This is a genomic window from Stenotrophomonas sp. GD04024, from assembly GCF_029837545.1.
Lineage (GTDB): Bacteria > Pseudomonadota > Gammaproteobacteria > Xanthomonadales > Xanthomonadaceae > Stenotrophomonas > Stenotrophomonas forensis.
Genome location: NZ_JAOEDV010000132.1, coordinates 1 through 6491, shown reverse-complemented (window position 1 = coordinate 6491; position 6491 = coordinate 1). Strand labels below are relative to the sequence as shown.

6 protein-coding genes are annotated in these 6491 nt (G+C 67.5%); 4 read left to right on the top strand and 2 right to left on the bottom strand.

The genetic code is table 11. From position 1 onward, the window contains the following. Nucleotides 1–118: 118 nt before the first annotated feature. Both N7590_RS21610 and N7590_RS21605 read left to right on the top strand, forming a co-directional pair. A complete protein-coding gene (locus N7590_RS21610) occupies nt 119–1126 on the top strand; it encodes a methionine ABC transporter ATP-binding protein (RefSeq protein ID WP_164241414.1) in 1008 nt (335 codons plus the stop codon). Further along, the gene (locus tag N7590_RS21605; RefSeq protein WP_164241415.1) at nt 1123–1812 is read left to right on the top strand and encodes a methionine ABC transporter permease; all 690 of its coding nucleotides are present in this window, start codon (nt 1123–1125) and stop codon (nt 1810–1812) included. Before N7590_RS21610 ends, N7590_RS21605 begins: the two co-directional genes overlap by 4 nt. 162 nt (nt 1813–1974) lie before the next feature. Here N7590_RS21605 and N7590_RS21600 read toward each other — a convergent pair whose 3' ends face one another. Continuing rightward, nucleotides 1975–2571 carry a lipocalin family protein gene (locus N7590_RS21600; protein ID WP_164241416.1) on the bottom strand — a complete coding sequence of 199 codons (597 nt, stop codon included), beginning with the start codon at nt 2569–2571 and terminating at the stop codon, nt 1975–1977. Nucleotides 2572–2698: 127 nt separating this feature from the next. Between N7590_RS21600 and N7590_RS21595 the strand changes: the two genes are divergently transcribed. Continuing rightward, nucleotides 2699–3025 (top strand): hypothetical protein, encoded by a 327-nt coding sequence (locus tag N7590_RS21595; protein ID WP_164241417.1) that lies wholly within the window; start codon nt 2699–2701, stop codon nt 3023–3025. Between the two features lie 69 nt (nt 3026–3094). Further along, a complete protein-coding gene (locus N7590_RS21590; protein ID WP_279935886.1) occupies nt 3095–5191 on the top strand; it encodes a prolyl oligopeptidase family serine peptidase in 2097 nt (698 codons plus the stop codon). A gap of 118 nt (nt 5192–5309) precedes the next feature. Here N7590_RS21590 and N7590_RS21585 read toward each other — a convergent pair. Next, a partial coding sequence (locus N7590_RS21585) for a pyridoxal phosphate-dependent aminotransferase (RefSeq protein ID WP_279935885.1) occupies nt 5310–6491 on the bottom strand: 1182 nt, incomplete at its 5' end.

The following is a 6491-nucleotide window of genomic DNA, read 5'->3' as shown; positions in this document are numbered from 1 at the left end:
CTTCACGGGCGCCTTAGAACCAAAAGGAATAACATTCCGGCTTATGGCGCGGGCGCGTGAGCGCCGGCGCTGGTAGGCTGCACGCCCCCTTCCGTCACCCAGCCGGTGAGCCACGCCCGTGATCGAGTTCCAGCGCCTGCACAAATCCTATGCCGTTGCCGGCCGCGAAGTCAGCGCGCTGCAACCGCTGGACCTGACCATCGAGGCCGGTGAGGTCTTCGGCATCATCGGCCATTCCGGCGCGGGCAAGTCGACCCTGATCCGCATGATCAACCGCCTGGAAGAACCCAGTGGCGGCCGTTTGCTGATCGGTGGCGAGGATGTCACCGCACTGGACGCCGATGGCCTGCGCGCGCTGCGCCGGCGCATCGGCATGATCTTCCAGCACTTCAACCTGCTGTCGTCGCGCACGGTGGCCGGCAACGTCGCCTTCCCGCTGGAACTGGCCGGCACGCCGAAGGCCGAGATCGACGCGCGCGTGGCCGAGCTGTTGCAGACCGTGGGCCTGGAGGCCCATGCGCAGAAGTACCCGGCGCAGCTGTCCGGTGGCCAGAAGCAGCGCGTCGGCATTGCCCGCGCGCTGGCCACGCGCCCGCAGATCCTGCTGTGCGACGAAGCCACCAGTGCGCTCGATCCGCAGACCACCGCCTCGGTGCTGTCGCTGCTGTCGAAGATCAACCGCGAGCTGGGCCTGACCATCGTGCTGATCACCCACGAGATGGACGTGATCCGTCGCGTCTGCGATCGCGTTGCCGTGCTCGATGCCGGGCAGATGGTCGAGACCGGAGCGGTTACCCGGGTGTTCCTGCACCCGCAGCACCCGACCACGCGCCGATTCGTCAGTGAATCGGAGCATGTGGACGAAGGCGCGTTGCACCGTGATTTCGACGCCGTCGGTGGCCGCATCGTGCGCTTGACCTTCCTCGGCGGCGACACCTACGAGCCCTTGCTGGGCAGCGTCGCGCGCGAGACCGGCGTCGATTACAACATCCTGTCCGGCCGCATCGACCGGATCAAGGACACCCCGTATGGCCAGCTGGTGGTCGCCCTGGTGGGCGGTGACCAGTCCGCCGCGCAGGCCGCGTTCGTGGCTGCCGGCGTGCACGTTGAGGAACTGCGTCGATGATCATCGCCACTGCCGGCGGCTTTTTCCGCCACCTGGATGCGGGCAAGTGGGCCGATATCGGCCAGGCCACCCTTGATACCCTGCTGATGCTGCTCGGTTCGCTGCCGCTGACCCTGGCCATCGGCCTGCCGCTGGGCGTGCTGCTGTACCTGTTCGGGGCGCCGCAGATGAAGCGCCGGCCGCTGGCCTATGGCGTGCTGGCGCTGGTGGTGAACCTGCTGCGTTCGGTGCCCTTCATCATCCTGATGATCGTGCTGATCCCGGTCACCCTGTTCCTGATGGGCACTTCGCTGGGCGTGCGCGGCGCGATCGTACCGCTGGTCATTGGTGCTGCGCCGTTCTATGCGCGCCTGGTCGAGACCGCGCTGCGCGAGGTTGACCGCGGCGTGATCGAAGCGACCCAGGCGATGGGCGCCACCACCTGGCAGCTGGTCACCCGCGTGCTGCTGCCGGAGGCGCGCCCTGGCCTGATCGCCGGTGCGACGGTCACCACCGTGGCCCTGATCGGTTTCACCGCGATGGGCGGTGCGATCGGTTCCGGTGGCCTGGGCGACCTGGCGTTCCGCGACGGCTACCAGCGTTCGCACACCGACGTGGCCCTGGTCACCGTGGTCCTGCTGCTGGTGCTGGTGCAGCTGCTGCAGATGCTGGGCGACCGCCTGGTCGCGCATTACAGCCGCAGATAACAGAATGCCGGGCGGCGCCCGGCATCGCTCGGGTAGTGCCGGCCGCTGGCCGGCAACCTCATGAATTTCTGAAGCGTCGTGCATTAGCCGGCCAGCGGCCGGCTCTACCTCATCGCCTGGAAACGGTAGTGCCGGCCGCTGGCCGGCAATGCCACGATCCGATCAGCGCGCGTTCGGTACTTCGTAGCCCAGCTTGCCGACCTGTTCCGGATGCTGCGGCACGCGCTTGAGCTTGTCGGTGTTCACGCCGTACTCGTCGCGCAGGCGCTCGGCCAGCTCCTTGTACAGGGCCTTGTCCATGTCCGGCTTGCGCGCGAAGATCCAGGCCATCTCGCGGCCCGGGTAACCGATCAGCGCCCAGGAATAGTCCGGGGCCACTTCCAGCACGCGCGAATGGGTCGGCACGACACGGTAGAACCAGGTGCGCCAGCCGTGGTTGCCGCTGTCCGGATCAACACTGGCGCGTGCGCGTACCTCCTGCACCGGTTCACCGAAGCCATCGCGGTAGCGGTAGGTGATGCCGACCTTGTGCGTGTCGCGAAGCTCATATTCGTTGACGCTGGCGACATGCCCGCGTTCGATGAAGTTCGGCACGCGGCCGATCACGTACCAGGTCCCCATGAAGCGCTTCAGGTCGATCGGCGCGTCCAGAGCGGCCGCGTCGGTGGCGCGGGACGATGGTGGCTCACTGGCGGCCACGGCGGGGCCCGCCAGCGACAGGGCCAGCAGCACGGCGCAGAACGGGCGGATCGAAGTCATGCGGGAGCGGGCTCCAGTGGGCTTGCACGCGCATGGTCGACTGTGTGCACGCGATCCGTCAATGGTGTCGCAGTCCGTGAGAAGGCCCTTGCCCACGCTGTGTTGCATCGTCCACCGGAGAAGCCCCATGAACGCACGTTCCGTCCGTCGCCCTGCAACTGAACGCGTCATCTTCGAGCGCGCCGATCCACGCCTGCTGCGCGGCGTGCAGCAGGTGGCGCTGGCCGGCGTGGCACTGGTGCTGGTCTGGCCGGCCGCACGCGGCAGCAGCGCCTGGCTGGGCTGGCTGCCGATGTGGCTGGTCGGCATGCCGCTGGTGGCGTGGTGGGCACTGCTGCGTTTCCCGCTGCCGCGCCTGTCATGGCTGCGGCTGGCACGTCGTACCGGTGGACAGGCGCGGCGCCGTCCGGCTTCGGCTGCGCGCGGTCGACGCCGCCCGGCGGCCACGGCCTGACCTTCGACACGGGGGCGACCGCGACATTCCGTGCTAGCGTTCCACGGCTTATGACTGCCTGGAGCTGCAATGTCACGACTCGCTTCCGCCTGCCTGCTGGCCGGCATGATGACCGCTGCCTCGGTGGGGACCGCCGTGGCCGCTGAAGACACCGATCGCTACGCCTGGCTGGAGGACGTCACCGGCGACAAGCCGCTGTCCTGGGTCAAGGAACAGAACGCCAAGTCCGAGGCGCGCCTGGCGCAGACCCCGGCCTTCAAGCAGATGGAGACCAGCATCCGCGAGGTGCTCGACTCCGATGCCAAGATCCCCGGCGTGCAGAAGATCGGCGACTACTACTACAACTTCTGGAAGGACCAGCAGCACGAGCGCGGCCTGTGGCGGCGCACCACGCTGGCCGAGTACCGCAAGGCCTCGCCGCAGTGGGAGACCGTGCTCGACCTGGACGCGCTGAACAAGGCCGAGGGTGAGAACTGGGTCTGGCACGGCGCCGACTGCCTGCGCCCGGACTACAGCCGCTGCCTGATCGCGCTGTCGCGTGGCGGCGCCGATGCCGACGTCACCCGCGAGTTCGACCTGGCCAACAAGGCCTGGATCAAGGACGGCTTCTTCCGTCCGGAGTCGAAGGGTGGCCTGAACTGGATCGACCGCGACACCGTGTTCGTCTACACCGACTTCGGTGCCGGCACCATGACCACGTCCGGCTATCCGCGCGTGGCCAAGCTGTGGAAGCGCGGCACGCCGATGGCCTCGGCCAGCGTGGTGTACGAAGGCAAGCCGGAAGACATGTACATCGCGGCGATGCACGATGACACCCCGGGCTTCGAGCGCAACCTGGTCAGCCGCACGCTGGCGTTCTACAACAACGAGATCTACCTGCGTGGCGACGACGGCACGCTGACCAAGATCGACGCGCCGAACTCGGCCGAGAAGGGCCTGCACAAGCAGTGGCTGACCCTGGAGCTGCGCGATCCGTGGACCGTGGGCGGCAGGACCTATGCGTCCGGTTCGCTGCTGGCGACCCGGCTGGACGACTTCATGGCCGGCAATCGCGACTTCGAGGTGCTGTTCACCCCGACCGCGACCACCTCGCTGGCCAGTGCCACCTGGACCAAAAGCCACCTGGTGCTGAACGTGCTGGACGACGTCAAGAACCGCCTGTCGGTGCTGACTCCGGGCGCCGATGGCTGGCAGACCAGCCGCTTCGTTGGTGCGCCGGCCTTCGGCACGCTGGGCGTGGCCGCCGTGGACAGCAACGACAGTGACGCGGTGTGGCTGACCGCCACCGATTACCTGACCCCGACCACGCTGGCCCTGGCCGAGATCGGCCAGCCGCCGGAAACGCTGAAGACCATGCCGGCCTTCTTCGATGCCAAGGGCAAGGTGATCGAGCAGCACTTCGCCACCAGCAAGGACGGCACCCGCGTGCCGTACTTCGTGGTGCACGACAAGGCGATGAAGCTGGATGGCTCCAATCCGACCCTGCTGTATGGCTATGGCGGCTTCGAGATCTCGCTGACCCCGAGCTATTCCGGTGGCATGGGCCGCGCCTGGCTGGAGAAGGGCGGCGTGTATGTGGTCGCCAACATCCGCGGCGGTGGCGAGTACGGCCCGCGCTGGCACCAGGCGGCGCTGAAGCAGAACCGCCACAAGGCCTATGAAGACATGGCCGCGGTGGCGCGTGACCTGGTCAAGCGCAAGATCACCACCGCCAAGCACCTGGGCGTGCAGGGCGGCAGCAACGGCGGCCTGCTGACCGGCAACATGCTGACCCAGTACCCGGAACTGTTCGGTGCGGTGGTGGTGCAGGTGCCGCTGCTGGACATGAAGCGCTACAGCCACCTGTTGGCGGGCGCCTCGTGGATGGCCGAGTACGGCAACCCGGACACCAGCGACTGGGAGTTCATCAAGACCTTCTCGCCGTACCACCTGTTCGACGCGAAGAAGAACTACCCGCCGGTGCTGTTCACCACCTCCACCCGCGATGACCGCGTGCACCCGGGCCATGCCCGCAAGATGGCGGCGAAGATGATCGACGCCGGCAAGGACGTGACCTACTACGAGAACATCGAAGGCGGTCACGGCGGCGCAGCCAACAACGCGCAGGCGGCACACATGTCGGCGCTGGCCTACAGCTTCCTGTGGGAGCGGTTGGGCGGCAAGTAAGCAGAGCGGAAAACGCCGCCCCAGGGCGGCGTTTTTCTTTACTGGTAGTGCCGGCCGCTGGCCGGCAAACCGCGGATGTGTGGGTGATGCCGTTGCCGGCCAGCGGCCGGCACTACCGTCAACGTGATCCTTGCCAACGCTTCAACCCACGCGCAATCCGTGCCACCGCTTCCTGCAATCGCGGCACTTCCTGCGTGTACGCCAGGCGCACGTGCTGGTTGGCGCGATGGAAGCCGAAATCCAGGCCCGGGGTGAACGCCACGTGCTCGGTTTCCAGGAAGTGGGCACAGAACGCCTGCGCGTCGTCAGTGAACGCGCTGACGTCGGCGTACAGGTAGAACGCGCCCTGCGGCTCGACTTCGATGCGGAAGCCCAGTTCGCGCAACGCGGGCAGCAGGAAGTCACGGCGCTGGCGGAACGCTTCGCGGCGCTGCTCGAAGATCGCCATCGATGCCTCGCTGAAGCAGGCCAGCGCTGCGTGCTGGGCGATGCTTGATGCGCTGATGTACAGGTTCTGGGCGAGCTTCTCCAGATCGGGTACCGCTGCCGGCGGCGCCACCAGCCACCCGAGTCGCCAGCCGGTCATGCCGAAGTACTTGGAGAAGCTGTTCAGCACGAACGCGCTGTCGTCCACCTGCAGCACGCTGGGCGCGTCCAGGCCGTAGGTCAGGCCGTGGTAGATCTCGTCCACCACCAGGTGGCCACCGCGCGCGTGCAGGCTCTGCGACAGTGCCGCCAGTTCATCAGCGGACAGCACGGTGCCGGTCGGATTGGCCGGTGAGGCGACCAGCGCGCCGACGCTGTCGGCATTCCAGTGCTGTTCCACCAGCGAAGGGGTCAGTTGATAGGCGGTATCCGGCCCGACCGGCACCAGCTGTGCGCCACCTTCGACCAGGCGCAGGAAATGGCGGTTGCAGGGATAGCCCGGGTCGGCCAGCAGCCAGTGGCGGCCGGGATCGACCAGCAGGCTGCTGGCCAGCAGCAGCGCGCCGGAACCACCCGGGGTGACCAGGATGCGTTCGGGGTCGATATCCAGCGCGTAGTGGCTGCGATAGAAGCCGCTGATCGCCTGGCGCAGGGCCGGCAGGCCGCGTGCGGCGGTGTAGCGGGTATGGCCGGCCGCCAACGCGGCCTGCCCGGCGCGCACTACGGGTTCGGCGGTGGTGAAGTCCGGTTCGCCGATCTCCAGATGGATCACATCATGGCCGGCCTGTTCCAGCGCCTGCGCGCGGGCCAGCAGGGACATCACGTGGAACGGGGCGATTTCATGGCTGCGCCGGCTGTAGCCCGGCGTGTGGGG